The sequence below is a fragment of the Streptococcus cristatus genome, assembly GCF_963529205.1.
Lineage (GTDB): Bacteria > Bacillota > Bacilli > Lactobacillales > Streptococcaceae > Streptococcus > Streptococcus cristatus_O.
Genome location: NZ_CAURYF010000015.1, coordinates 1 through 23,127 on the forward strand (window position 1 = coordinate 1; position 23,127 = coordinate 23,127).

Here is a 23,127-nt window from a genome sequence, read left to right on the forward strand (position 1 = left end):
CAATATCAGCGATGAAATCCTCAATGCATGTCGCACAGCTTTTGAGAACAACATGTTGATTCTCAGTTTCACAAACACTTGTCATAGCCGTCGATTTATTGCGGATGATCACATTTACGCGCCAGAAAATGTTTCAACCATGGTGGATAAGATTCAAGCTGTCCTTGCTTACTCATCAGAGATGGAAGCAGCACTTGCTAGACAGAAACAGGCTGCTAATCAAGCTAGTTTGGAGCAATATAAGACCATTCTTTAACCAGATACATGAGAACTTGCTTTCGATGAAGGCAAGTTCCTTTATGCAGATTTAGTAAGGGAGGACAATCATGCCAGAGAAGAAAAAGGGAATTCTGCAGGAACATATCAAAGAGCAACTAGATAATCGTAGAAAACCGTTGAAAAGAGAGAAGCAAGAGTTTAGTATGATTGCGGTTCTAGGTGGCATTCTCTTTCTTATCACCCTCTTGGTTACGATTATCATGCAGTTGGGACAATTCTTTTAGCACTTAATATTCTGGCTAGAATGATGAAAAACAGCAGACTTTCCTGCTGTTTTTTGTTACAATTTATACATGACTAAGAATCAAGGAATTGGAAGGGAGTGCCACTGTGTTAGCAATTGAAAAAATTAGGAAAATCACTCCCGAAAATCTCCCACGCTTAACGATTTTGACGGGCGATGACTTGGGGCAATATGAGCTGTTAAAAGATGAGTTTCTGAAGCAGATTCACTACGATCCTGCAGATTTGAATGTGATGCTGTTTGATATGAAAGAAACGCCTTATCCAGATGTGGAACTGGATTTAGTCAGCCTGCCTTTTTTTGCGGATGAAAAGATTATTATTTTAGATCATTTTGCGGATCTAACGACAGCAAAAAAGCGCTATTTATCGGATGAAGAGCTCAAGTCCTTTGAGCAGTATTTGGAAAATCCTAGTAGTACGACCAAATTGGTCATTTTTGCGGAAGGTAAGCTGGACAGCAAACGCCGACTAGTCAAGATGCTCAAGCGCGACGGACAGATTTTTGAAGCGGCTGAGATTAAGGAAGCAGATTTACGCCAGTATTTTGCTAAACAGGCCCAGCTTGAAGGTCTGGAGTTTGCTCCAAAGGCTTTTGACCACTTGCTGATCAAATCAGGCTTTCATTTCAGCGAAATCAGTAAAAACTTGGCTTTTCTCAAGTCTTATAAGGAGTCGGGGCAAGTCAGTATAGAAGACATCGCTGAGGCGATTCCTAAAACCTTGCAAGACAACATTTTTGATTTGACCCAGCTGATTTTACAGAAACAAATTGATGCCGCACGGAGTTTGGTGCGCGATCTGACCCTGCAGGGTGAAGATGAAATCAAGTTGATTGCCATCATGTTAGGCCAGTTTCGGATGTTTACTCAGGTCAAGATTTTAGTGGACAATGGCCGCTCCGAAAGTCAAATCGTGGCGGATTTATCAGATTATCTAGGCCGCAAGATTAATCCCTTCCAAGTCAAGTTTGCACTCAAGGATGCGCGTGGGCTTAGCCTCAGCTTTCTGAAAAGAACCCTGACCTGTTTGATTGAAGCGGACTACCAGATCAAGTCTGGCCTTTATGACAAGGATTACCTTTTTGACCTTGCCTTGCTGAAAATCGCAACAGGAAACTTCTAAAAGCTTAGCAAAATTTATAAGCAAAATAGTTGAAAAATGTGCGTTTTTACGTTATGATTTGTATAATAATAAAGAAAATGAGGACAAGTAAATGGCAATTATTTTACCAGATCTACCTTATGCATACGACGCTTTGGAACCTTACATCGATGAGGAAACAATGCACCTTCACCATGACAAGCACCATCAAACTTACGTGAATAACGTAAATGCGGCGCTTGAAAAACACCCTGAAATTGGTGAAGATTTAGAAAAACTGTTGGCAGATGTTGAGTCTATCCCAGCTGATATTCGTCAGGCAGTGATCAACAATGGTGGTGGACACTTGAACCACGCTCTTTTCTGGGAATTGATGACGCCTGAAAAGACAGTTCCTTCAGCAGAACTTGCAGCAGCGATCGATGCGACATTCGGTTCATTCGAAGAATTCCAAGCAGCCTTTACTGCAGCAGCAACAACTCGTTTCGGTTCTGGTTGGGCATGGTTGGTTGTCAACAAAGAAGGGAAACTTGAAGTAACTTCAACAGCGAACCAAGATACACCAATTTCAGAAGGCAAGACACCAATCTTAGGCTTGGACGTTTGGGAACATGCTTACTACGTGAAATACCGCAATGTGCGTCCTGACTACATCAAGGCTTTCTTCTCAGTTATCAACTGGAACAAAGTGGATGAACTCTACGCAGCAGCTAAATAATAGAATTATAAAACGGATCGCAATGATTCGTTTTTAAATGCCCTTAAATGGCCCTTTCTACTTGTTATTTTAATGAGAATCTTTTATAATACTAAAATATTAGGAGAAATACTTTGATTAAAAATGACATAAAGAAACTGACTTGCTGGTTCGGTGGAGTTTTCTTATTTATTTGTTGTTTGGGTCTTTTGGTGGAACCACAGCGAGCTGATAAAAAGATAGCAGAAGCAGGTCAAGCAATCGCTTCTTCACAGTCTACAGAAGGAGAGGAAACAAAATCTGAGGCGACTGCGCGTGCTAGCAAGACAATGGAAGAGAAGCAAGAGGTGATGGAGCAAGACCTTCCGACCATGGAAGCCTTTGGTTTATCTTACGATTATGCGAATATGACGCTGCCACAAGTTGTTCAGGCTTACATGGATGACATGGGAATTGACTCTTCGCAGATTGCTTTTTCTTATAAAGATCTGACGAGTGGGCAAGCTTATGCGATGAATGATACCCAGCCTATGACAGCGGGCTCTACTTATAAACTTCCCCTTAATATGTTGGTTGTTGATGAGGTAGCAGCAGGAAAATTATCGCTGGAAGAGCGGTTTGATATTACCAACACCAGCTATGAATACAAAGGAGAACATGATAACTATGTAGCGGCCTTCAATGGCGCCATGTCTATCCCAGATATGCAGGAGTATTCCTTGGTTTACTCTGAAAATACGCCCGCTTATGCGTTAGCAGAGCGACTGGGTGGGATGGACAAGGCCTACAGCATGTTTGAAAGGTATGGTCGGTCAAAAGCTAAAATCAAGACGATCAGCGGCGAAAATAAAACAACAACGGACTATTATATTCAAGTTCTAGAGTATTTGTGGAATAATCAAGAAAAATACAAGGATATTCTTTATTTTATCGGTGTGTCCTTCCCAGGTGAATATTACAAACGTTATCTTTATGATTTGACCATCTATCAAAAGCCTGGCTATGTTAGGGAAGCTCTCAATGTTGATGCTATTGTTATGGAGGAGAAGCCTTATATTGTGGCACTTTATACAGCCTATCTAGGTGGCAGCACAGAAGCCAGTGAGGAGATTAGTGGAGTTGGTATTGATCAGGTCGGTCAAATTGCCTATATCATCAATGAGTGGCACCGGGTTAATATGAACTAAAACCAGCCCAGCAGCTTGGTCTTGTAATGCACCAGCTGAATCAGGTTATCTTGTAGAAAAATAGATATAGAATGTGAGATTGATCCTCGCATTTTGTTCTGAATGTGACTTTTCTGCCCAGCTTTTTTAGAGGATTGACATCTGGGAGGAAAAAGGTATAATTCTAGTAAAACTTTTAATAGTTGAGGAGACGATTTCATGCTTCAAACGCATATTTTGATTGCTATGGTGCTGATTTTAGCCGCTGTAGTTATTCCGGTAATTTATTTTAAAAAGACCAAGCAGATTTCCCTGCTTGTTTTCCTCTTGGGAGGGGTTGGATTTTATCTGTCTAGTCAGATTTTTGAAAATCTCCTCCATCGCTTGGTTCTACAGCCTCAGGCTGATGGGACAATTGCTCTAATGAAAAACGCTCCCTTGCTTTATGTTCTATATGGAATTGCAACGGCGGCCATCTTTGAAGAAACGGCGCGCTATGTGATTTTTCGATATTTGCAAAAGAAGCGTTCCCTGACCATTGGTGATAGTCTGGCCTATGGTTTAGGACACGGCGGGATCGAAGCTCTTTTCATAGGTATTTCAGGTCTCTTGAGTCTGTTTGTCCTCGCTCAACTAGTCAGCCAAGGGGGCAGCACCTTGCTAGCGCAATTACCCCAAGTGACGATTTCTTATGTACAAAAACTACAGGCAGGTCAAATTTACTTACTGGCTTTCGAGCGGATTTTAGCACTTGCGATCCAAGTATTCTTGACTTTCTGGGTTTGGACGGCTGTCAAAGACAAAAAAATGAGCTATTTTCTTGCGGCTCTGGGCTTTCATGCTTTGATTGATTTGGCTCCTGCTCTGGTTCAAGTTGGATGGCTGACTCAGCCGATTCTGGTTGAAGTGATTATTTTGGTAGAATTTCTTGCTCTGGTATTTCTGACTAAGAAGTTTCTATCGTTATCAATTTTTAATACCAAGAGCAAAAATGCTTAATAAGGCTCAAGTAAAGTAGGTAAGAGCCTAAACGAGATTGGATAGTAAGGAGAGGTTAGGACAAAAAATTCCTAGCCTCTCTTTCGTTGGAAAAAGATTCTTAATGTGCTTGGCAGGAGTACTTAAAAAGTTCTGAGAGAATGTTTAAAACGAATTTTCGGAGAAAGCGAGTACAGCTCAATTGCTACTGATTCACTTTTATATTATTCTTTTTACTAAAATAAAATAGTCTAATAATTTCTGTTTTTGGAAGCGGATTTATGCTATAATACTAGTAGTGAGCAAGAAGGGGTATTATGATCAATAAGGAACATTATCAGATTATTAGACGGCATCCAGCATTTGCACATTTTCCTGTGGAAATTTTTGATAAGATTGCTATTGAGATTCAATTTCGCAAGATTCCCAAGGGACAGATTATCTTCTTTTCGGGGGATCGCAGGGATCGTCTTTTCCTCCTGCATCGAGGCTATGTTCGTATCGAGCAGTACGATTCCACTGATACTTTTTCATATATGGACTATGTTAAAATGAATAGTGTGTTTCCCTATGGGGGCATGTTTTTCGACGAGCGTTATCATTATACAGCTAGTGCGGTTACCAATGTAGAGTACTTCAGCATTCCGATGGACTTGTTTGAAGACTATTCTAAAAAGAACGTGGATCAGCTACTATTTATCACCAAGCGTTTATCACAAATTTTAGAGTTCCAGGAATTACGCTTGCGGAATGTTGTCTCGGCAAGTGCGACGGATCGCGTGACCCAGTCTTTATCTATTTTATGCATGGATCTGTGTAAAGAGCAGGATACACTTCCATTTCCAATGAGTATGAAAGAGTTGGCCAAGCTAGGAGCTACTACACGTGAAACAGTCAATCAGGTTCTAAAAAAACTAAGAGAAGAAGGAGTGATTGACTACGAGCATAAAAAATTGACATTTAAGAATAAGGATTACTTTATGAGATATTTTGAAGGAAGCTAATCAATCATTTGATTGGCTTTTTTCAAACATTTTTAAACATTTAAAAGTTTTTTCTGATCATATTCTAATATTAATTGAACATATATTTTTTACAAAAAAATATATATTCCTAAAAATAATAGAACAACCAAAATATGCAAAGAAAACGCTTTAAAATAAATAAATATCATAATGTTTTATAAAAAACGCAAAGGATTTAGCATTTGTAATGTAAGATTTTAGGTGTAAGCCTTTCCAATCTATGATAGAATAATAGCATAAAAGGGATTGGGAAACCGAACCTCAACGAAAAGGAGGACAATAGATGTCTACACATCCAATTCATGTTTTCTCAGAAATTGGAAAACTGAAAAAAGTTATGTTGCACCGTCCGGGCAAAGAGCTGGAAAACTTGCTACCGGACTACCTAGAACGTCTTCTTTTTGATGACATTCCTTTCTTGGAAGATGCTCAAAAAGAACACGATGCATTCGCTCAAGCTCTTCGTGATGAAGGAATTGAAGTTCTTTATCTCGAAAAATTGGCTGCTGAATCCTTGATTTCTCCAGAAATTCGTGAACAGTTCATCGAAGAATATTTGGAAGAAGCAAATATTCGTGGACGCGAAACGAAGAAAGCTATTCGTGAATTGCTGCATGGTATCAAGGACAACCAAGAATTGGTTGAAAAAACAATGGCAGGGGTTCAAAAAGCTGAATTGCCAGAAATCCCTGACGAAGCGAAAGGTCTGACTGACTTGGTAGAATCAGATTATCCATTTGCGATTGATCCAATGCCAAACCTTTACTTCACACGCGATCCATTTGCTACAATTGGTAATGCTGTATCGCTCAACCACATGTTTGCAGATACTCGTAACCGTGAAACTCTCTACGGTAAATACATCTTCAAATATCACCCAGAATACGCTGGAAAAGTGGAATTGGTTTACAACCGTGAAGAAGATACTCGTATTGAAGGTGGGGACGAACTAGTTCTTTCTAAAGATGTATTGGCAGTTGGTATTTCTCAACGTACAGACGCAGCATCTATCGAAAAACTTTTGGTGAACATCTTCAAGAAGAATGTTGGCTTCAAGAAAGTATTGGCATTTGAATTTGCTAACAACCGTAAATTCATGCACTTGGATACTGTCTTCACTATGGTCGACTATGATAAGTTCACCATTCACCCAGAAATCGAAGGCGACCTTCGCGTTTACTCCGTTACTTATGAAAACGAAAAACTGAAGATCGTTGAAGAAAAAGGTGACTTGGCTGAGCTTCTGGCTCAAAACCTTGGCGTAGAAAAAGTTCATTTGATTCGTTGCGGTGGCGGCAATATCGTAGCAGCTGGACGTGAACAATGGAATGACGGTTCTAACACCTTGACTATCGCTCCTGGTGTGGTAGTGGTTTATGACCGCAATACTGTAACCAACAAGATTTTGGAAGAATACGGGCTTCGCTTGATCAAGATTCGAGGAAGTGAATTGGTTCGGGGCCGTGGTGGACCTCGTTGTATGTCTATGCCATTTGAACGTGAAGAAGTTTAATTCGTGTTCGACAATTTATCAATAGAAAATTTAATAACTAGAAAGAGGAAATAACAGAATGACACATTCAGTATTCCAAGGACGTAGCTTCCTTGCAGAAAAAGACTTTACTCGTGCAGAATTAGAATACCTAATCGGACTTTCAGCTCACTTGAAAGACTTAAAGAAACGCAATATTCAGCACCACTATCTTGCTGGTAAGAATATCGCCCTCTTGTTTGAAAAAACATCTACTCGTACGCGTGCAGCCTTTACTACAGCAGCTATTGACCTTGGTGCACATCCAGAATACCTTGGTGCTAATGATATTCAGCTTGGTAAGAAAGAATCTACAGAAGATACTGCTAAAGTATTGGGACGTATGTTTGACGGGATTGAATTCCGCGGCTTCAGCCAACGCATGGTTGAAGAATTGGCAGAATTCTCAGGTGTTCCAGTATGGAATGGTTTGACTGACGAATGGCACCCAACTCAAATGCTTGCTGACTATTTGACAGTCCAAGAAAACTTTGGTCGTTTGGAAGGCTTGACATTGGTTTACTGTGGTGATGGACGTAACAACGTTGCTAATAGTTTGCTCGTAACAGGAGCTATCCTTGGCGTTAACGTTCACATCTTCTCACCAAAAGAACTCTTCCCAGAAAAAGAAATTGTTGAATTGGCAGAAGGCTTTGCGAAAGAAAGTGGCGCACACATCCTCATCACGGAAGATGCAGACGAAGCTGTTAAAGGTGCAGATGTACTTTACACAGACGTTTGGGTATCTATGGGTGAAGAAGATAAATTCGCAGAACGCGTTGCACTTTTGAAACCTTACCAAGTTAACATGGAATTGGTGAAGAAAGCTGACAATGAAGACTTGATCTTCTTGCACTGCTTGCCAGCATTCCACGATACAAATACTGTTTACGGTAAAGATGTCGCTGAAAAATTTGGCGTAGAAGAAATGGAAGTAACAGACGAAGTCTTCCGTAGCAAATACGCTCGCCACTTTGACCAAGCAGAAAACCGTATGCACACAATCAAAGCTGTTATGGCTGCTACACTCGGCAACCTTTACATTCCAAAAGTATAATTTATAAACCGTAATACCAACAGCTATGAGGGCTGCGACTAATAGCTTTAGTCCAGTCCTCTTTTATATGATGGAAATCTGTTATTTCTTATAAAAATTTGAAAAAATATTAAACAGAAATCTAAAGGCATTCAATTGAATGTGATAAAGGAGAATTTATGGCAAATCGTAAAATTGTAGTGGCTTTGGGAGGAAATGCGATTCTTTCTTCTGATCCATCAGCAAAAGCTCAACAGGAAGCTTTGGTGGAAACAGCTAAGCACCTTGTAAAATTGATCAAAAATGGGGATGATTTGATCATCACTCACGGTAATGGTCCTCAAGTTGGAAATCTCTTGCTCCAACACTTGGCTGCTGATTCTGAAAAGAACCCTGCTTTCCCACTCGATTCACTTGTTGCTATGACAGAAGGTAGCATCGGTTTCTGGCTGCAAAATGCCTTGCAAAATGCTCTCTTGGATGAAGGCATCGAAAAAGATGTTGCTTCAGTTGTGACACAAGTTGTTGTCGATAAAAATGACCCAGCTTTTGTTAACTTGAGCAAACCAATCGGTCCTTTCTATTCAGAAGAAGAAGCAAAAGCAGAAGCTGAAAAGAGCGGAGCGACTTTCAAAGAGGATGCTGGTCGCGGTTGGCGCAAGGTCGTTGCTTCACCAAAACCTGTTGATATCAAGGAAATCGAAACAATTCGTACCCTCTTGAATGCTGGTCAAGTGGTCGTTGCTGCTGGTGGTGGCGGAATCCCAGTCATCAAGGAAGACAACGGTCATTTGGCTGGTGTTGAAGCTGTTATTGATAAGGACTTTGCTTCTCAACGCTTGGCGGAATTAGTCGAAGCTGACCTCTTCATCGTCTTGACTGGTGTAGATTACGTCTTTGTCAACTACAACAAACCAGACCAAGAAAAGTTGGAACATGTGAATGTTGCTCAGCTGGAAGAATATATCAAACAAGACCAATTTGCCCCTGGCAGCATGCTTCCAAAAGTAGAAGCAGCTATCGCTTTTGTCAACGGTCGTCCAGAAGGAAAAGCAGTTATTACTTCCCTTGAAAATCTTGGCGCTTTGATCGAATCTGAAAGCGGAACAATTATTGAAAAAGAATAAGCTATTTTACTAGTAAAATATATAGTATTTCTAACGTCTTTATATCAAGTTAGGAATATTTCTTGAAAATAGGTGCGATATTTTCAAAAAATACTAGTTTTTTAGACCTTAATGTGGTAAAATAAATATAAATAGAAAGCGTTTTTCTTAAATATTTATTTAAGAAAGTGGTTGGTTTTTTGCACTTTGTTAGACATTAGGAGGAAAAACAAATGAGTGAAAAAGCTAAAAAAGGGTTTAAGATGCCTTCATCTTACACCGTCTTGTTGATAATCATTGCTATTATGGCAGTGTTGACTTGGATCATCCCTGCAGGTGCCTTTGTGGATGGTGTTTATAAAGCCCAACCTCAAAATCCGCAAGGGATTTGGGATGTTCTCATGGCACCGATTCGGGCTATGCTAGGTACTCATCCAGAGGAAGGCTCGCTGATTAAGGAAACAAGTGCAGCGATCGATGTAGCCTTCTTCATCCTCATGGTTGGTGGTTTCCTTGGTGTTGTCAATGAAACTGGTATGCTAGACACTGGTATTGCTTCTATTGTGAAGAAGTACAAGGGCCGCGAAAAAATGTTGATTTTGGTTCTCATGCCTTTGTTTGCCCTCGGTGGTACAACTTATGGTATGGGTGAAGAAACCATGGCCTTCTATCCTCTCCTTGTGCCAGTTATGATGGCTGTTGGATTTGATAGCTTGACTGGGGTTGCCATTATCTTGCTCGGTTCACAAATTGGATGTTTGGCATCTACTTTGAACCCATTTGCGACAGGTATTGCTTCATCAACTGCAGGTGTAGGTCTTGGTGAAGGGATTATCCTTCGTTTGATTTTCTGGTTTGCTTTAACTGGTCTTAGCACTTGGTTCGTTTACAAGTATGCTGATAAGATCCAAAAAGATCCAACTAAGTCTCTCACTTATGCAACACGTGATGAAGATATGAAATTCTTCAATGTTGGTGAAGACGAAGAAAATGTCAACTCAACTCTTACTAAGAAACAAAAACATGTCTTCGTACTCTTTGTTCTTACTTTTGTCTTGATGGTATTGAGCTTCATTCCATGGACAGACTTGAAGATAACTGTTTTTGATAACTTCAACACTTGGTTGACTGGTCTTCCAGTTATCGGTAAGATTATTGGTTCATCTACAGCTGCTTTGGGTACTTGGTACTTCCCAGAAGGAGCAATGCTCTTCGCCTTTATGGGTATCCTTATTGGTGTTGTTTATGGTCTTAAAGAAGACAAGATTATCTCTGCCTTCATGAATGGTGCTGCTGACTTGCTCAGTGTTGCCTTGATCGTAGCAATTGCCCGTGGTATCCAAGTTATCATGAACGATGGTATGATTACAGATACTATCCTCAACTGGGGTAAAGAAGGCTTGAGCGGTCTGTCTTCACAAGTCTTTATCGTTTTGACTTATATCTTCTATCTGCCTATGTCATTCTTGATCCCATCTTCATCTGGTCTTGCCAGCGCGACTATGGGTATCATGGCTCCGCTCGGAGAATTTGTCAATGTGCGTCCTAGCTTGATCATCACTGCTTACCAATCTGCTTCAGGTGTCTTGAACTTGATCGCACCAACATCTGGTATTGTGATGGGAGCTCTTGCACTTGGACGTATCAACATTGGTACTTGGTGGAAATTCATGGGCAAACTTGTAGTTGCTATCATTGTAGTGACTATCGCCCTTCTTCTCCTTGGAACGTTCATTCCATTCCTATAAAATAGTGAGTGAGGTGATTCCATGAAAACATATATAACAAATCAAGTTAAAGATGAATTTCTTACATCATTAAAAACCTTGATCTCCTACCCTTCGGTACTCAATGAAGGAGAAAATGGAACACCTTTTGGACAAGCAATCCAAGATGTCCTAGAAAAAACTTTAGAGCTTTGTCGAGGCTTAGGTTTCACTACCTATCTTGACCCTAAAGGTTATTACGGATATGCAGAAATCGGTCAGGGAGCAGAGCTTCTGGCCGTTCTCTGTCATTTGGATGTTGTTCCATCAGGTGATGAGGCGGATTGGCGGACACCGCCATTTGAGGCAACTATCAAAGATGGCTGGATCTTCGGACGTGGTGTCCAAGATGATAAGGGACCATCTATGGCTGCTCTCTACGCAGTTAAGGCTCTGTTAGATAGCGGAGTTGAATTTAAAAAGCGGGTTCGTTTTATCTTTGGTACGGACGAGGAGACGCTCTGGCGCTGCATGGGACGGTACAATGAACTAGAAGAAACAGCAACGCTTGGCTTTGCACCAGATTCTTCTTTCCCTCTGACCTATGCTGAAAAAGGCCTCTTGCAAGTTAAGCTGCATGGTACTGGCTCAGATCAGCTGGAGCTAGAAGCAGGAGCAGCCTTTAATGTTGTGCCTGGCAAGGCTAGCTATCAAGGGGAGCTTTTAGAGCAGGTCGTGGCAGGTTTGCAGGCAGCTTCTTTTGACTACGAGCAAAATGACCAACAAGTCACTGTTCTCGGTCTACCTAAGCATGCCAAGGATGCAGCTGAAGGTATCAATGCTATTGTTCGGCTAGCGACAGTTTTGCAGCCTTTACAAGCTCATCCTGCTCTGGCCTTTATTGCAGAAGCGGTGGGAGAAGATGCGACTGGTAGCCGTTTATTTGGTGATATTTCGGATGAACCGTCTGGCATACTTTCCTTTAATATTGCAGGTCTGACACTGAACTCAGAAAGGTCTGAAATCCGTATTGATATTCGGATTCCTGTCTTAGCGGATAAAGATCAGTTAGTGGCAAAACTAGCGGATATTGCTGGGCGCTACCAGCTGGACTATGAAGAGTTTGACTATCTGGCTCCGCTTTATGTACCTAAGGACAGCGAACTGGTCAGCACCCTGATGGCTATCTACCAAGAAAAGACTGGCGATACTAGTCCAGCTATGTCCTCTGGTGGGGCAACCTTTGCTCGGACTATGCCAAATTGTGTGGCCTTTGGCGCTCTTTTCCCAGGAGTAGAGCAGACGGAACATCAGGCCAATGAACGAGCGTCTTTGGAAGATCTCTATCGTGCGATGGATATCTATGCTGAGACTATTTTCCGCTTGGCAGGGGAGTAAAATTGCTAGGATAGATGTTAGTTCTACTAATTTTCTTGGCAAAAAATGACAAAAGAGTTGGATTTTCCAACTCTTTTTTTGTCATTTACTAAAGAAGAAGGGGGGTGCAAATTCTTTGAGTTTATCAAAGCATTCGATAGCAGCTTGATTATCTTCGCAGATGATCAGGCAGACATCGTCTCCGCAGACTGTAGCAACAATCTGGGGTAATTCCAGAGCGTCTAAAATGGCACCAAAAGATTGGGCTAGTCCGGGCAAGGTTTTCATGACGACTTGATGCTGAACGGGGCGGAGCATGACGAGGGCATCTTCCATATAGAAGCGCAGCCTTTTCTCCCAACGAGAAGGGGCGATGCTGTTAATGACATAATAGGATTTGTCGTTTTCGGTCACCTTGACTAGATTGAGAGTTTTCATGTCACGAGAGAGAGTAGACTGGGTGACAATGACGCCGTTTGCTTCCAGTAGTTCTTGGAGTTCCTGCTGGGTATGGACTCTTTTTTCCATGATGAGGGAGCGAATGAGGCGATGCCTACTTTCGATTTTATTCATAGATTCACCTGTATTATTTGATAAACATAGCGTCGCCAAAGCTGAAGAAGCGGTAGCGCTCAGCGATAGCATACTCATAGGCTTCAAGTGTCAGTTGGCGTCCAGCAAAAGCTGATACCAGCATGACAAGGGTTGATTTTGGCAAGTGGAAGTTGGTTGAAAAAGCATCGACAATCTTCCACTGATAGCCCGGTTTGATAAAGATATTGGTCCAGCCGGAGTCTGCTTGGATTTGACCCTCGAATTTGCTGCCGATTGTTTCCAGTGTTCGGATAGAAGTGGTGCCGACAGCAATGATGCGGTGGCCGCTTGCCTTGACTTGGCGCAGGGTCTCGGCTGCTTCTTCAGACAAGCTATAAAATTCGGAATGCATTTCATGCTCTTCCAAGTTGTCAACTGATACAGGACGGAAGGTTCCAAGCCCCACATGCAGCGTCAGGTAGACGAGTTTAACGCCTTTTGCCGCAATTTTATCCAGCAATTCCTCTGTGAAATGGAGGCCAGCGGTTGGAGCAGCGGCGGAGCCGTTTTCTTTAGCATAGACTGTCTGGTAGCGTTCACGGTCTTCTAGCTTCTCGTGGATATAAGGCGGCAGGGGCATTTCACCCAAACTTTCTAGGACTTCTAAGAAAATGCCCTGATAATCAAAGCGAACGATCCGTCCGCCGTGTTCTAGCTCTTCTGTAACAGTGGCAGTCAAACGGCCATCACCGAAAGAAACACGCGTTCCGACTCTGAGTCGTTTGGCAGGCTTAGCTAGGACTTCCCAGAAGTCTCCTTGGGTATTTTTCAAGAGTAGGAGCTCGACATGGCCACCGGTTTCAGGTTTGGTCCCATAAAGGCGAGCTGGCAGGACACGAGTGTTGTTCATAACCAAGGCATCACCTGGCTCAAGTTGGTCAATAATATTGTCAAAATGTTGGTCACTAAACTGGCCAGTTTCCCGATCTACAATGAGCAGGCGAGAAGAGTCTCGCTTCTCCAGAGGGGTTTGAGCAATCAGTTCTTCCGGCAAGTGAAAATCAAAATCAGCAGTATTCATTCTATCTCCTTAAATAGTTCTCATGATCCAAATATAGTAGGCGGCAAGTAAAAAGGGAATACTGATAAAGAAAATTCCCAGGCATAAAAAAATTAGTTGCCAACCGAGATGTTTTTTTAAGAAAAGCCCAGCGGTAAAAAGGGCAATTCCTAGTAAAAAGATTATAATCATTGGTAATAGCATGCTTTTATTATACCATGATTTGACGCTAAGTCTCTCAGTAAAATTTGAAAAAATTAAGTGGAATCTACTTGACAAAAATTGGTCTATACCATATAATAAAATAAGGAATCAATCAAGAAAAATAGGAGAACAGAATGAAAGTTATTCGTGTTGAGAATCAAGTAGAAGGCGCAAAGGTAGCTTTAGAAATCTTGAAAGAAAAGCTAGCTCAGGGGGCCAAAACATTGGGGTTGGCAACAGGAAGTAGCCCGATTGAGTTTTACAAGCAAATCATTGCCAGTGACCTAGATTTGTCAGAGCTGACCAGTGTAAACTTGGATGAGTATGTGGGACTTTCAGAAGATAATCCTCAGTCTTACCGTTACTTTATGAATGAGCAGTTATTTAATGAAAAACCTTTCAAAGAAAGCTTTTTGCCAAACGGTGCAGCAGAAGATGTGGAAGCAGAAGTGAAACGCTACAATCAAGTCTTGGCAGACCATCCAGTAGATTTGCAAATTTTGGGAATTGGGACCAATGGTCATATTGGCTTTAATGAGCCTGGAACTAGCTTTGATAGCACTGTTCATATCGTCGATTTGGAGCAGTCAACTATCCAAGCGAACGCTCGCTTCTTTGAGAAGATAGAGGACGTACCGACACAAGCCATCTCAATGGGAATTCGGAATATCTTAGATGCAAAATCAATCATTCTCTTTGCCTATGGCGCTTCTAAAGCTCAAGCCATCGCAGGAACAGTCCGAGGAGAGGTAACAGAAGCTGTGCCAGCTAGCGCCCTTCAAGGCCATGAAGATGTCGTGATTATTGCAGACAAAGAAGCTCTAAGTTTATTAGAAGCTTAACAATCTATTTCCTATCTAATTTTTAGGTAGGATTTTTTATATTTATCAAAAACATGATTAAAAATATGATATACTAGTTAGGAATGATTTTTTTGGAGGATAAATGTGAAGAAGAAGTTTTTGGTGTTTGGATTGATTTTGTCTGCCTTTCTATCACCGCTTTCTGCTGCGGCAGATGAATTGGTAGATATGGCACGAAAAATGTATCCCAATGAAAATGTACAAGCAATCAATCGTCCTAAGTCATCTTTGATGATTGACGGAAATACGGGCGATATACTGTGGCAGGATAACATTGATGAGGTTCGCGATCCAGCTAGCATGAGTAAGATCATGACCTTGTACTTGGTTTTTGAAGCCATTAAAGAGGGAAAACTCAGTTTAGATACGGTGATTAAGGCGACACCGCAAGATCAGGCGGTTGCGGAAATTTATGAAATTTCCAATAATAAAATTGTGGCTGGGGTCAGTTATACTGTTTCTGAGCTGATTACCATGACAGTTGTCCCTTCTTCTAACGCAACAACAGTGATGTTGGCAAATTACTTATCAGATAATGATCCCGATGCTTTCTTGGATAAGATGAACGCGAAAGCGCAAGAACTAGGCATGACCAATACCAAATGGTTTAATGCCAGTGGTGCTGCGGCAGTTTCCTTCAAAGGTTACTATACTCCTCAGAGATATAATAACTACGCTAGCAACCAAACAACTGCGCGTGATTTAGGGATTTTAGTTTATAATTTTGTAAAAAACTATCCAGATATTTTAAACTATACCAATCAGGCCAAAGTGACCGTTAAGGCTGGTACGCCTTATGAAGAAACCTTTGAGACTTATAACTACTCACTGCCGGGTGCTCGCTACGCTTTGGAGGGAGTAGATGGTCTGAAGACGGGTTCAAGTCCGAACGGTGCTTTCAACTACATTGCAACTGTCAAGCGCGGGAATCAGCGCGTGATTGGCGTCATCATGGGTGTTGGTGACTGGTCTGACCAAGATGGTGAATATTACCGCCACCCATTTGGAAATGCCTTGATCGAAAAATCTTATGCTGACTACGAGTACAAGAAACTGTTCTCTAAAGGGAAGCAGGAGATTGATGGAAAAACTTACAATCTGCCAGAAGATTTTTATGCGACAATCAAAAAAGACGCGAAGGCAAAGCCTGTAGTTGAGCATGGTGTCTTGAAGGCTGGAAATGATCTATACACGCTCTCTCCAAAGATCTCTGATGAGATGAAAGTGGAGGAAGTAGATGCTTCTGTCACCCAGTCTGCCAAAGAAGAAGTCACTAAGAAAGAAAATAATAAAACTTGGTATAGTGACTTGCTGAGCAACCGCTGGTTAATTGCCTTGCCAATTGTCATTATTATCCTGATTTTCTATATCGAGAATCGGAAATCGAGAAAAGCTAAAGCAAGAGCTAGGAAAAATAAATAATTGATTGCATTTAGCTTGCAAGCTGAAATAAAGCTCAGTTCCTAAAAACTGGGTTTTATTCTATTTTTGGAGAGGTTTTGATGATGGGAAAAAAGTTTTCTAATAGCTATTTGGCTTATTTTTTGATGTATAATTTTTATTTTCTATCCAATTCATTGTTTTCAACCTTGATATCCGTTTATATGCTGGATAAGGGGTACACGGCTGGTCAAGTATCTATCGTCGTATCAGCTTCTTTCTTTTCTTCCATGCTGGCTCAGCCAATCATGGGGCTGTTAACTGATACGCTTGGCATCAAGAGGGTTTCGCTTATCAGTTTTTTCCTGATTATTCTGGGAGATATCTTTTTCATGGAGGCTGATAATCTATGGCTTTTAGCCATCTGGTACAGTTTTGTCTTGATGCTTATCAATGGGGTGGGTACCGTGATGGATGTACTGGCGACCCAAAGTCCTTATAAATATGGGAAAATCCGAATTTGGGGAACGATCGGTTACGCCGTCGGTTCACAGCTGGCAGGTTTGATTTATAAAAATATTTCTCCCCAGGCCATTTATTTGGTCTTTATCGGGACTATGTTGCTGAGTATTATAGGGGTTCTTGGCATGAATCCTAAGCGGGATAGGTTGACGAAAAAAACTGGAAAAAGAGGAAAATCGCTCTTTTCAGCCATTCTTAAAAACAGAACCTATCTTTTTTATCTGATTCTTGTCGCCCTTTACTCTGGAGTGGGCAATACAGGGCATACCTATATTCCGTCCATGCTAGAATCTAGCGGCTTGAGTGTTGATTGGGCAACAACTGTTGTGGCTGTCTCTGTACTATGCGAGGCTCCCTTAATCTTTTATTCCTACCTTTTCATGGATAAAATCTCTGTCAAAAAGTTGCTCTATATTTGCTTGGGCATGATGCTCCTCCAGTATGCGGTTTATGCTTTGAACTTTGGCTTATTCTCGAAAATTGCAGTCACCCTGCTTTCCAAGCATGCCTCTGGTATGGTACTGACCATGCTTAGTCTGCGCATCGTAGCAAATTTGGTGGATGAAAAATATTTGGTGACCGCTTTTGCGTTACTACAGACAGGGAGAAATCTAGGAACAATTTTCATCCAGAATATGTCAGGCTCTATCTTAGATCGTTTTGGCTATGGTAGTATGAATCTCATGTTGGCAGCAATTATAGGTCTAGTGCTCTTGCTTGCTCTATTTTTGAAAGTTCCTGAAAAAAAGAATCAGAATTTATTTGGATAAGAAAAAACGAGTCTGGAATTTTTTCAGCTCGTTTTTGTTTTGGGAGATTACATAAGTGAGAGAATAAATAATACTTCGTTCCATTTCACAAGCCCTCTCTTTGGTGTTTTAATTACGAATAAAGATATAAAAGACATTGTTTTGAAAGGGAAATACTCATGTTGCTTGCGAAAAATGAAGAGGGGATTTTGCTGAATGCCATGGAAAATCAGCCGTCTCTAGGCGAACAACTCTTTTGTCCGGCCTGTTCGGGAGCGGTTCGCTTCAAAAAAGGAAGGGTCATGCGACCGCATTTTGCTCATATTTCTCTTGAAAATTGTTCGTTTTATGCGGAAAATGAAAGTGCGGAGCATTTGAACCTGAAAGCTGGACTTTATAGCTGGGGGAAGCAAAGCCAAGAGGTTCAGGTGGAGGCCTTTTTGCCTGAGATAAAGCAGATTGCTGATCTTTTGTTGGACGGTCGTATAGCCCTGGAGGTCCAATGCAGTCCACTCAGTCAGGAAAGACTTGAAGAACGAACCCTGTCCTATCGCCAGCATGGCTATCAGGTCCTCTGGCTCTTGGGCAAGAAATTATGGCTAAGACAGTCGTTGACGAGACTGCAAAAGGACTTTCTTTATTTTAGTCAAAATATGGGCTTTCATCTTTGGGAATTGGATGAGAAAAAGCAGGAGCTTCGGCTTAAATATCTCATTCACGAAGACTTGCATGGGCGAGCTCAGTACAAGGTCAAATCCTTTCCTTTTGGTCAAGGCTGTCTTTTATCTGTCCTACGCAGTCCCTTTCAGAAACAGGGGCTAGAGAGCTATCTGGCTAAGCAAGATCCGGAGATTTGTCGCTATGTTCGTCAGCAACTTTATTACCAGCAGCCTCGTTGGATGAAGCTCCAAGCCCAGCTCTATCAAAAAGGAGACAATCTTCTGACCAAGTCAGCTGAGGATTTTTATCCGCAGGTTCGGCCTGTCCAAGCCAGCTCCTTTTGCCAAATAACAAGAGACTTGACGTCCTATTACCAGCACTTTCATCGCTATTATCAGGCTGAAAAAAATAAGCAGCTTCAAATTATCTATCCACCAGTATTTTATGCGAGGATTTCCCCCACTTTTATGATAGAATAGAAGGGATGGAGGAAATTTCTATGGCAAAACAAAGAAATGAAATTGAAGAAAAATATACTTGGGATTTGACAACAATTTTCCCAACAGATGAAGCCTTTGAAGCGGAGTTGGCGCAGGTTTCAGAAGAAGTGAAGAAGGCAGCTAGTTTGGCTGGGCATTTGCTGGATTCGGCTGATAGTCTCTTAAAAACGACTGAAGTGCAGTTGGACTTGATGCGCCGTATTGAGAAACTTTATTCCTATGCTCATATGAAGAACGACCAGGATACTCGCGTGGCCAAGTATCAAGAATATCAGGCTAAGGGGATGACTCTTTATAGTGAATTCGGTCAAAGCTTTGCCTTCTATGAGCCTGAGTTTATGGCGATTACAGAAGAGCAGTACCAAGCTTTCTTGGCTGAGCAGCCAGGTTTGCAACTTTACCAACATTATTTTGACAAGCTTTTGAAAAAGAAAGCCCACATCCTGACCCAGCGCGAAGAGGAGCTATTGGCCGGTGCTGGGGAAATCTTTGGGGCAGCGGGCGAAACCTTTGCTATTTTGGATAATGCAGATATCGTCTTTCCGATGGTGCATGACGAAGATGGAAATGAAGTTCAGCTCAGCCATGGTAACTATATCACCTTGGTCGAGTCTAAGAACCGAGAGGTCCGTAAGGAAGCTTACGAGGCTCTCTACAGCGTATACGAGCAGTATCAGCATACCTATGCCAAGACTCTGCAGACCAATGTCAAGGTTCACAACTACAATGCGAAGGTCCGCAAGTTTTCATCTGCCCGTGAAGCGTCCTTGTCAGCGGACTTTATTCCTGAGAGTGTTTATGACAGCCTAGTTTCAGCTGTCAATAAGCATTTGCCTCTTTTGCAGCGTTATATCGCTTTGCGAGCGAAGATTTTAGGCATTTCTGATTTGAAGATGTATGATATGTACACACCTTTGTCAGAGACAGACTACAAGTTCACTTATGAGGAAGCCTTGGCTAAGTCTGAGGAAGTCCTGGCTATTCTGGGTGAGGATTATTTGAGCCGAGTGAAGACAGCTTTTTCAGAGCGCTGGATTGATGTTCATGAAAATCAAGGCAAGCGCTCAGGAGCATACTCAGGCGGTTCTTATGATACCAATGCCTTTATGTTGCTCAACTGGCAGGATACGCTGGACAATCTCTTTACCTTGGTGCACGAGACGGGACATAGTATGCACTCCAGCTATACTCGTGAGACCCAGCCTTATGTCTATGGAGACTATTCTATCTTCCTAGCTGAGATTGCTTCAACGACCAATGAAAACATCCTGACAGAGAAGCTCTTGGAAGAAGTAGAAGACGATGCGACCCGCTTTGCGATCCTCAATCACTTCTTGGATGGCTTCCGAGGTACGGTCTTCCGTCAAACCCAGTTTGCTGAGTTTGAGCATGCGATCCACAAGGCTGACCAAGAAGGGCAAGTTTTGACCAGCGAGTTTCTCAATGAACTCTACGCTGACTTGAACGAAAAATATTATGGTCTGACTAAAGAGGATAATCCGCAGATTCAGTACGAATGGGCTCGGATTCCGCATTTCTACTATGATTACTATGTTTTCCAATATTCAACAGGATTTTCAGCGGCTTCTGCCTTGGCTGAAAAGATTGTCCATGGCAGTCAGGAAGACAAGGACAAGTATCTGGACTATCTGAAAGCTGGCAACTCTGACTATCCACTTAATGTCATCAAAAAAGCAGGTGTGGATATGGAAAAAGAAGACTACCTAAATGCTGCTTTTGCTGTCTTTGAACGTCGTCTGGACGAATTCGAAGCCTTGGTAGAAAAGTTGGGACTGGCATAAGATGGTCGAGACTTACAACCAAAACTCTAATCCTAATATGCGCCGGCCAGTGGTCAAAGAAGAAATCGTTGACTTTATGAGACAGCGTCTCCAGCCGGTCGCTGGTGGACTCAAGGAGCTGGAGGATTTTGCCAGAGCTGAAAATGTACCCGTGATTCCCCATGAGACAGTAGCTTACTTCCGCCTGCTACTCGAAAGTCTCCAGCCAGAGAAGATTTTAGAAATCGGGACGGCTATTGGTTTTTCGGCCCTTTTGATGGCGGAGCATGCTCCTCAGGCTCAGATTACGACTATTGATCGCAATCCAGAGATGATTGAGTTGGCCAAGGCTAATTTTGCTAAGTATGACAGCCGTCAGCAGATCACCCTGCTGGAAGGCGATGCGGTGGATCTGCTTGAGACTCTGGAGGATTCCTACGACCTTGTCTTTATGGACTCTGCCAAGTCCAAGTATGTGGTCTTTCTACCTCAAGTCCTCAAGCGCCTCAATCCTGGTGGGCTGATCCTCATCGATGATGTCTTCCAAGGTGGCGATGTTGCCAAGCCTTTTGAGGAAATTAAGCGTGGTCAACGAGCTATTTACCGAGGACTGCATAGTCTTTTTGACGCAACTTTGGATAGTCCAGATTTGACTGCAAGCTTGCTTCCTTTAGGAGATGGGCTACTTATGATTAGAAAAAAATAATCCCTTCACTTTTTTCTTGATTTCCAAAAATTTTTAGGAAAAATTAAGATATCAAGTTGGATTTATGGTACAATAGACAAAGTGAATTTATTGAAGGAGTAGATAAAATAATGAAGAAAAAAATCCTTACAGGAGCAGTAACTCTCTTTTCTGTAGTGGCTTTAGCAGCATGTTCACAAACAGCAAAAGATAAAGATATTGTGACAATGAAAGGTGAGACAATCACAGTCAGTGAATTTTACGATCAAGTAAAAAATAATGGTGCCTCTCAACAAGTCTTGCTTCAAATGGCCATTAAGCAAGTTTTTGAAGAAAAGTATGGCAAAAAAGTAACGGATAAAGAGGTTGAAGAAGCCTTTGAAAAAATGAAATCCGCTTATGGTTCTGCCTTCCAAAATGTTCTTGCTCAAAGCGGAATGACAGAAGATGCCTACAGAGACCAGATCCGCGCAAATAAATTGGTCGAATACGCTGTTAAGAAAGCAGCTGAAAAAGAGCTGACAGATGACAACTACAAGGCTTTCTTTGAAACGTATACACCAGAAGTAACGGCTCAAATTATCAAGGTGGACAGTGAAGAAAAGGCTAAGGAAGTGCTTGAAAAAGCCAAGGCTGAGGGAGCAGACTTTGGTCAGTTGGCCAAGGAAAACTCAACCGATAAGGACACCAAAGATAAGGGTGGCGAGGTGAAATTTGATTCAACCTCAACAACAGTTGCGGATGCTGTTAAAAAGGCTACTTTTGCCTTAGAAGAAAATGGCGTTTCTGATGTGATCACTGTACGAGGTAAGCAGAACTATTCAGCAAGTTACTACATTGTTAAATTGGTGAAGAAAACTCAAAAATCTGCAAAATGGACAGATTACAAGAAACAACTAAAAGAGGGAATCCTGACTCAAAAACAAAACGATGCAAGCTTTATTCGTTCTGTTATTTCTAAAGAATTGAAGGAAGCGAATCTGAAAGTGAAGGATCCAGCTTTCCAAAATGTCTTTGCCCAATATGTAGAAGGAGATACTTCTAGCTCATCGTCTAAAGAAGAAAGCAAGTCTCAGTCTCCTAGTTCAGAAGAAAAGAAATCACAATCTTCTAGCTCGGAAGAAGCAAAAACTGAGGCTTCTAGCTCGGAAGAAAGCAAGTCAGAAGCTGCTCATACTGAAGAAAAACCAGCTCCTGCAGCAGAATAAGCTTGACGAAAAGCTAAGAAGTCAGTATAATAAAACTATTGAGAATTGATTTTCTAGATTTCAGCTCAGAGAATTGGCGGTGCTGCGAGCCATGTGAGAGGAAAATTCATGCTACTCATGTTTCAAACTAAATAGCTAATGAGAATGACAAGTTCATTGAATGAAGGTGGTACCGCGGTTTTTCGCCCTTCAGACAAGGAACTTGTCTTTTATCTTGACTCTGGAGGTAAAGCGATGAAGATCTATCTTGTCAAACAAAAATTGCGTCTTGGTGGCGAACGTTTTGATATCAAGGATGATCGAGGTAATGTAGATTACCAAGTAGAAGGATCATTTTTCCAGATTCCGAAGAGCTTCACCATCTATGATGCCCAAGGACAGACGGTTAGCCAGATCAGCAAAATCTTTCTAACATTTTTGCCTCGGTTTGAAATCAAGCTCAATGACGGGACAAGCTTTTATATTCGCAAGAAACTGACCTTCTTCCGTGATAAGTATGAGTTTGACAATTTAGACCTACGGATTGAGGGCAATATCTGGGATTTAAATTTTAAATTGCTGGATGATCGCAATCAAATCGTGGCAGAGATTACCAAGGAGCTTTTCCATCTGACCTCCACTTATCAGGTGAGTGTCTATGATGTGGCTTACTCGGATTTGGTTATTTCCCTCTGCGTCGCTATTGACTATGTGGAGATGCTGGAAAGCTCTTCATCATAATATAAATATTTAG

21 protein-coding genes and 1 pseudogene are annotated in these 23,127 nt (G+C 41.7%); 20 read left to right on the forward strand and 2 right to left on the reverse strand.

The genetic code is table 11. The annotated features are described in order from the left end of the window. The 12 genes and pseudogenes from RWS39_RS04570 to RWS39_RS04625 all read left to right on the forward strand — a co-directional run. Positions 1 to 256: pseudogene (locus RWS39_RS04570) on the forward strand (accessory Sec system glycosylation chaperone GtfB); the annotation flags it as partial. Between the two features lie 70 nt (positions 257 to 326). Then, complete coding sequence (locus tag RWS39_RS04575; protein ID WP_314480988.1) at positions 327 to 503, forward strand: XRE family transcriptional regulator; 177 nt, start codon at positions 327 to 329, stop codon at positions 501 to 503. Between the two features lie 106 nt (positions 504 to 609). Beyond that, a complete protein-coding gene (gene holA / locus RWS39_RS04580) occupies positions 610 to 1,647 on the forward strand; it encodes a DNA polymerase III subunit delta (RefSeq protein WP_314480990.1) in 1,038 nt (345 codons plus the stop codon). A 91-nt stretch (positions 1,648 to 1,738) separates the two neighbouring features. Then, entirely contained in the window at positions 1,739 to 2,344 is a 606-nt protein-coding gene (gene sodA / locus RWS39_RS04585) for a superoxide dismutase SodA (protein ID WP_314480993.1), read from the forward strand. Positions 2,345 to 2,457: 113 nt separating this feature from the next. After that, positions 2,458 to 3,510, forward strand: coding sequence for a serine hydrolase (locus tag RWS39_RS04590; RefSeq protein WP_390896041.1), 1,053 nt, complete (start codon positions 2,458 to 2,460; stop codon positions 3,508 to 3,510). Between the two features lie 198 nt (positions 3,511 to 3,708). After that, positions 3,709 to 4,488 carry a YhfC family intramembrane metalloprotease gene (locus RWS39_RS04595; RefSeq protein ID WP_314480997.1) on the forward strand — a complete coding sequence of 260 codons (780 nt, stop codon included), beginning with the start codon at positions 3,709 to 3,711 and terminating at the stop codon, positions 4,486 to 4,488. Positions 4,489 to 4,784: 296 nt separating this feature from the next. Beyond that, positions 4,785 to 5,471 carry a Crp/Fnr family transcriptional regulator gene (locus RWS39_RS04600; RefSeq protein WP_314481000.1) on the forward strand — a complete coding sequence of 229 codons (687 nt, stop codon included), beginning with the start codon at positions 4,785 to 4,787 and terminating at the stop codon, positions 5,469 to 5,471. Between the two features lie 304 nt (positions 5,472 to 5,775). Further along, positions 5,776 to 7,005, forward strand: a complete 1,230-nt coding sequence (gene arcA / locus RWS39_RS04605) for an arginine deiminase (protein WP_005590767.1) — start codon at positions 5,776 to 5,778, stop codon at positions 7,003 to 7,005. A 58-nt stretch (positions 7,006 to 7,063) separates the two neighbouring features. Next, entirely contained in the window at positions 7,064 to 8,080 is a 1,017-nt protein-coding gene (gene argF / locus RWS39_RS04610) for an ornithine carbamoyltransferase (protein WP_005590765.1), read from the forward strand. 158 nt (positions 8,081 to 8,238) lie between these two features. Beyond that, entirely contained in the window at positions 8,239 to 9,186 is a 948-nt protein-coding gene (gene arcC, locus RWS39_RS04615; protein WP_045499180.1) for a carbamate kinase, read from the forward strand. 212 nt (positions 9,187 to 9,398) lie between these two features. After that, a complete protein-coding gene (locus tag RWS39_RS04620) occupies positions 9,399 to 10,913 on the forward strand; it encodes a YfcC family protein (RefSeq protein WP_125405894.1) in 1,515 nt (504 codons plus the stop codon). A 21-nt stretch (positions 10,914 to 10,934) separates the two neighbouring features. Beyond that, positions 10,935 to 12,269: a dipeptidase gene (locus RWS39_RS04625; protein ID WP_314481004.1), complete on the forward strand. Its 1,335-nt coding sequence runs from the start codon at positions 10,935 to 10,937 to the stop codon at positions 12,267 to 12,269. Between the two features lie 81 nt (positions 12,270 to 12,350). Here RWS39_RS04625 and RWS39_RS04630 read toward each other — a convergent pair whose 3' ends face one another. Together RWS39_RS04630 and queA are read right to left on the reverse strand one after the other, a co-directional pair. Then, positions 12,351 to 12,821, reverse strand: coding sequence for an arginine repressor (locus RWS39_RS04630; RefSeq protein WP_005590761.1), 471 nt, complete (start codon positions 12,819 to 12,821; stop codon positions 12,351 to 12,353). Between the two features lie 13 nt (positions 12,822 to 12,834). Continuing rightward, positions 12,835 to 13,863, reverse strand: a complete 1,029-nt coding sequence (queA, locus tag RWS39_RS04635; protein ID WP_005590760.1) for a tRNA preQ1(34) S-adenosylmethionine ribosyltransferase-isomerase QueA — start codon at positions 13,861 to 13,863, stop codon at positions 12,835 to 12,837. 317 nt (positions 13,864 to 14,180) lie between these two features. Between queA and nagB the strand changes: the two genes are divergently transcribed. From nagB to RWS39_RS04675, 8 genes are all read left to right on the forward strand, one after another. After that, positions 14,181 to 14,888 (forward strand): glucosamine-6-phosphate deaminase, encoded by a 708-nt coding sequence (gene nagB / locus RWS39_RS04640; protein ID WP_314481008.1) that lies wholly within the window; start codon positions 14,181 to 14,183, stop codon positions 14,886 to 14,888. 105 nt (positions 14,889 to 14,993) lie between these two features. Next, positions 14,994 to 16,331: a D-alanyl-D-alanine carboxypeptidase gene (locus tag RWS39_RS04645; RefSeq protein ID WP_390896042.1), complete on the forward strand. Its 1,338-nt coding sequence runs from the start codon at positions 14,994 to 14,996 to the stop codon at positions 16,329 to 16,331. 83 nt (positions 16,332 to 16,414) lie between these two features. Further along, complete coding sequence (locus tag RWS39_RS04650) at positions 16,415 to 17,581, forward strand: MFS transporter (protein WP_314481060.1); 1,167 nt, start codon at positions 16,415 to 16,417, stop codon at positions 17,579 to 17,581. 158 nt (positions 17,582 to 17,739) lie between these two features. Continuing rightward, entirely contained in the window at positions 17,740 to 18,699 is a 960-nt protein-coding gene (locus RWS39_RS04655; protein ID WP_314481009.1) for a competence protein CoiA, read from the forward strand. 20 nt (positions 18,700 to 18,719) lie between these two features. Beyond that, positions 18,720 to 20,522, forward strand: coding sequence for an oligoendopeptidase F (pepF, locus tag RWS39_RS04660; protein WP_314481012.1), 1,803 nt, complete (start codon positions 18,720 to 18,722; stop codon positions 20,520 to 20,522). A 1-nt stretch (position 20,523) separates the two neighbouring features. Then, the gene (locus RWS39_RS04665; protein ID WP_314481015.1) at positions 20,524 to 21,207 is read left to right on the forward strand and encodes an O-methyltransferase; all 684 of its coding nucleotides are present in this window, start codon (positions 20,524 to 20,526) and stop codon (positions 21,205 to 21,207) included. 110 nt (positions 21,208 to 21,317) lie between these two features. After that, positions 21,318 to 22,394 carry a peptidylprolyl isomerase PrsA gene (gene prsA, locus RWS39_RS04670; RefSeq protein ID WP_314481017.1) on the forward strand — a complete coding sequence of 359 codons (1,077 nt, stop codon included), beginning with the start codon at positions 21,318 to 21,320 and terminating at the stop codon, positions 22,392 to 22,394. A gap of 138 nt (positions 22,395 to 22,532) precedes the next feature. Further along, complete coding sequence (locus RWS39_RS04675) at positions 22,533 to 23,114, forward strand: LURP-one-related/scramblase family protein (RefSeq protein ID WP_314481019.1); 582 nt, start codon at positions 22,533 to 22,535, stop codon at positions 23,112 to 23,114. The last annotated feature ends 13 nt before the right edge of the window (positions 23,115 to 23,127 follow it).

What these genes read in the sequence shown, in the direction of transcription:
- pepF (WP_314481012.1), top strand. Translation starts at nt 18,720, where the DNA reads ATGGCAAAACAAAGAAATGAAATTGAAGAAAAATATACTTGGGATTTG.
- RWS39_RS04650 (WP_314481060.1), top strand. Translation starts at nt 16,415, where the DNA reads ATGGGAAAAAAGTTTTCTAATAGCTATTTGGCTTATTTTTTGATGTAT.
- RWS39_RS04655 (WP_314481009.1), top strand. Translation starts at nt 17,740, where the DNA reads ATGTTGCTTGCGAAAAATGAAGAGGGGATTTTGCTGAATGCCATGGAA.
- RWS39_RS04630 (WP_005590761.1), bottom strand. Translation starts at nt 12,821, where the DNA reads ATGAATAAAATCGAAAGTAGGCATCGCCTCATTCGCTCCCTCATCATG.
- RWS39_RS04620 (WP_125405894.1), top strand. Translation starts at nt 9,399, where the DNA reads ATGAGTGAAAAAGCTAAAAAAGGGTTTAAGATGCCTTCATCTTACACC.
- RWS39_RS04600 (WP_314481000.1), top strand. Translation starts at nt 4,785, where the DNA reads ATGATCAATAAGGAACATTATCAGATTATTAGACGGCATCCAGCATTT.
- nagB (WP_314481008.1), top strand. Translation starts at nt 14,181, where the DNA reads ATGAAAGTTATTCGTGTTGAGAATCAAGTAGAAGGCGCAAAGGTAGCT.
- sodA (WP_314480993.1), top strand. Translation starts at nt 1,739, where the DNA reads ATGGCAATTATTTTACCAGATCTACCTTATGCATACGACGCTTTGGAA.
- prsA (WP_314481017.1), top strand. Translation starts at nt 21,318, where the DNA reads ATGAAGAAAAAAATCCTTACAGGAGCAGTAACTCTCTTTTCTGTAGTG.
- RWS39_RS04595 (WP_314480997.1), top strand. Translation starts at nt 3,709, where the DNA reads ATGCTTCAAACGCATATTTTGATTGCTATGGTGCTGATTTTAGCCGCT.
- argF (WP_005590765.1), top strand. Translation starts at nt 7,064, where the DNA reads ATGACACATTCAGTATTCCAAGGACGTAGCTTCCTTGCAGAAAAAGAC.
- RWS39_RS04665 (WP_314481015.1), top strand. Translation starts at nt 20,524, where the DNA reads ATGGTCGAGACTTACAACCAAAACTCTAATCCTAATATGCGCCGGCCA.
- queA (WP_005590760.1), bottom strand. Translation starts at nt 13,863, where the DNA reads ATGAATACTGCTGATTTTGATTTTCACTTGCCGGAAGAACTGATTGCT.
- arcC (WP_045499180.1), top strand. Translation starts at nt 8,239, where the DNA reads ATGGCAAATCGTAAAATTGTAGTGGCTTTGGGAGGAAATGCGATTCTT.
- arcA (WP_005590767.1), top strand. Translation starts at nt 5,776, where the DNA reads ATGTCTACACATCCAATTCATGTTTTCTCAGAAATTGGAAAACTGAAA.
- RWS39_RS04625 (WP_314481004.1), top strand. Translation starts at nt 10,935, where the DNA reads ATGAAAACATATATAACAAATCAAGTTAAAGATGAATTTCTTACATCA.
- RWS39_RS04675 (WP_314481019.1), top strand. Translation starts at nt 22,533, where the DNA reads ATGAGAATGACAAGTTCATTGAATGAAGGTGGTACCGCGGTTTTTCGC.
- RWS39_RS04575 (WP_314480988.1), top strand. Translation starts at nt 327, where the DNA reads ATGCCAGAGAAGAAAAAGGGAATTCTGCAGGAACATATCAAAGAGCAA.